The organism is Microcystis sp. M49636_WE2, assembly GCF_030065375.1.
Taxonomy (GTDB): domain Bacteria; phylum Cyanobacteriota; class Cyanobacteriia; order Cyanobacteriales; family Microcystaceae; genus Microcystis; species Microcystis aeruginosa_C.
The window spans coordinates 1-3,412 of the sequence record NZ_JASJFG010000973.1 but is presented as its reverse complement, the minus strand read 5'-3'; the positions used below and the strand labels follow the sequence as shown (position 1 = coordinate 3,412).

Sequence of the window (3,412 nt, the reverse complement as noted above, 5' to 3'; positions counted from 1 at the left end):
AATCATAGCCGATAGGTGGTTTCCTAGCAGTAAAACCTGTTCCAATTGTGGGTACAAAAAAGAGTCTCTATCTTTAACTGAAAGAGTTTTTGAGTGTGAGCAATGCCATGTAGTTTGCGGTCGAGACTTGAACGCTAGTCTGAATCTAGCTTCTTTGGCGGTGAGTTCCACCGTGTCAGCTTGGGTCGTAGATAGTGCCGACACTACTACAGTGAAGCAGGAAGTTAACGTCAAATTTGCTCATGAGTAGATTTGAGTAAGTTTAACAGAACGGACTACGATCCTCGTTTTGAATCACATCCTTGACCCAATGTAAGCGATTTTCAATTTTCCAATGTCCTCTAATTCCCTGAGCAAGATGACGGCAGTTGGGCGCATGAGAGGTCAGATAGTAACCTGTTCGCTCTTGAAATAGCCCTACCTTAATAAGGGGGTGTCAATAGGCGGGGAAATCTGATAATTTTTAACGCCTACCTACTTAAATCAGTTAATCAAACCTGAATAATTCTGGTTTGTCGCCCAAAAAAACGGGTTTCTTCAAGAAACCCGTTTTCTGTGTTTAGTGACAGAGTAGCGGCTTAAATGTGTAATTAATTTTGCTTAGGCACTTATTAATCGCTACAGTTTCTCTTGTCTAGTTATGAGCGACTGAATTGGAGATACCAGCTTAGATTTTCCTCCTATTCACACAAGAGGATAACCATTGTTTTTAGACTATGAAAACCATACAAATTAAGCTATTAACACAACTTAACAATATAAACATCGCCTTACCGGTGGCATCCCAGATAATCTCAACAGTTATAACCCAGAATATAGAAGTAATAAGGGGATAGCCAATAGCTATATGCTCTAAATTTGGTTAAGTTTTTTTAAAGTTCTTGTGAGGTTACTGAAAATTTCTTGACATAGCTAGGTAGCCTAGGCTAGACTCGCGGATGAGTTTTTAGATCAATTTGATATTCCCTAACCAATTATTCTCCTAATCTCTCGATTGGCTTTGTTGTCCATTGGGATATTTGGGATATTGTTGTGCAAATTTATCGATTTTGCCACCAAAATATCGCTGAATCCTGTTTAATTCTCTTTTTTATCCCCAGTTCATCCCATGCCTAATACCCCTTACAACCTCACAACCAACGTAACCCTAGAATCTGCGTTACCCCTCGATTCAGATATTACTTCTGCGCTACAACAGGCAACGCTGTTAATTTCTGGCAAATTACAACAGTTTGCCGATGATTCTGCCTTTGGCGACAAAATACAGGTAGCCTTTGGCACAGCAGTTAATACTGATGAATTACAAAGCCAGTGGCAAGCAGGCGATTTAACTGGCTTTCCCATCATGGAAATTGTTGCAGGAAATGACCTTAATGGGGCAAATGGGGCTTATGCAATAGTAAATAATCGAATTTACCTATCTTACGAGTTTCTGAGTCAGAATCAGGGCAATTTAGGGGCAATTGTCGCCCTGCTGTTGGAGGAATATGGCCATTATGTGGATGGATTGTTGAATAGTACAGATGCGCCGGGAGATGAGGGGGCAATTTTTGCCTCGTTGGTATTAGGAGAAAGTCTGTCTGAGGAGGCTTTGGCCTATATGAAAGCGGAGGATGATGCGGGGGTAATTAGTATTGGTGGCGTGAGTATTGCAGTTGAGAGAGCAACCACTACCGAACCCTCTCTTGTCGCCGATATTAACTCTACTAGCTTTGGCTCTAATCCCAGCAACTTTATTAAAATTGGAGACATTCTCTATTTCACCGCTAACGATGATGTCAATGGCATCGAACTGTGGCGAGCCAATCCGGCTACTGGTGTTGTCTCGCTACTCGATATTTATCCCGGAAGTAATACTTCCAGCGTCAGCAACCTAACAGATGTCAATGGCACACTGTATTTCACGGCATTTAATGGCATCAACGGAACAGAACTTTATCGCATTGATAACACCACCGGAAATCCCGTTCTGATTGACATTAATTCAGGAAGCGGTTATTCATGGCCGAGTAATTTAACCAATGTCAACGGGACGCTCTACTTTACCGCTAACAATGGCAGCAACGGGACAGAACTTTATCGCATTGATAACGCCACCGGCAATCCGGCTTTAATTGATATTGTGTCGGGTAGCAGTAGTTCTTCTCCCCAAAACTTGCTCAATGCTAATGGTGTTCTTTATTTTACTGCCTCTAACAGTGCTAATGGTCGAGAACTTTGGAAAGTTGAGCCGACAACAGGTAATCCAGTGTTCCTCAAGGATATTTATGTCGGCAGTAATGGTTCTAACCCCGGCAATTTAACCTATAGCAACGGTAAACTATACTTCACTGCTGATAATTACAGCCAAGGGATAGAGTTATGGCAAACCGATGGCACCCCAGAAGGTACAGCTTTAGTTAAAGACATTAATGCCACAACCTTGGGTTCTAGTCCCAGCAACTTTATTAAAATCGGAGACATCCTCTATTTCACCGCTAACGATGATGTCAATGGCATCGAACTGTGGCGAGCCAATCCGGCTACTGGCGTTGTTTCTCTACTCGATATTTATCCCGGAAGTAATACTTCCAGCGTCAGCAACCTAACAGATGTCAATGGCACACTGTATTTCACGGCCAATAATGGCACTAACGGAACAGAACTTTATCGCATTGATAACACCACCGGAAATCCAGTTCTGATTGATATTCGTTTAGGGTTAAGTAGTTCCAGTCCTAGTAATTTGACGAATGTCAACGGGACGCTCTACTTTACCGCTAACAATGGCAGCAACGGGACAGAACTTTATCGCATTGATAACGCCACCGGCAATCCGGCTTTAATTGATATTGTGTCGGGTAGCAGTAGTTCTTCTCCGCAAAATTTGACTAATATTAACGGCGTTTTGTACTTTTCCGCATCCAACAGCGCTGCGGGTCGGGAACTGTGGAAAGTTGATCCCGCTAATAATTTACCAATATTAGTCAGCGATATTCGACCTGGCAGTACCGGTTCTGATCCCACTAATCTAATTTTTGGTGGTGGTACTGTATATTTTACCGCGAATAATGGAACCAACGGAATAGAACTTTATCGTGTAGATCCGACCACTGGAAACATTGTTCTGTTGGATATTAATACCGGTTCGGGAAGTTCCAACCCCCGTAATCTAATTGATATTAACGGCACACTCTATTTCACCGCCACTAATAGTCTTAATACAGAGCGGTTTTACAAAATTGACCCCACAACTGGCCAACCAGTACAACTGAGTGTACCTAATTTAAGAAACGATGATGCCGGATACCTTGACCAATTTACCCGGGTAGGAGACCGCCTCTACTTCCGCAACTCCAATTGGAATAATGAGTTTACAATTTACCGTCCCCTTTATACAATTGACCCCGCCACAGGCAATGTTGTCCAGGTT

General features: G+C 42.5%; 2 protein-coding genes. Both read left to right on the top strand.

All coding sequences use genetic code 11. The annotated features are described in order from the left end of the window. The coding region (locus PX484_RS22410; RefSeq protein ID WP_288105564.1) for a zinc ribbon domain-containing protein at window positions 1–250 on the top strand (250 nt) is incomplete at its 5' end. An 858-nt stretch (window positions 251–1,108) separates the two neighbouring features. Continuing rightward, a partial coding sequence (locus PX484_RS22405) for an ELWxxDGT repeat protein (RefSeq protein ID WP_288105561.1) occupies window positions 1,109–3,412 on the top strand: 2,304 nt, incomplete at its 3' end.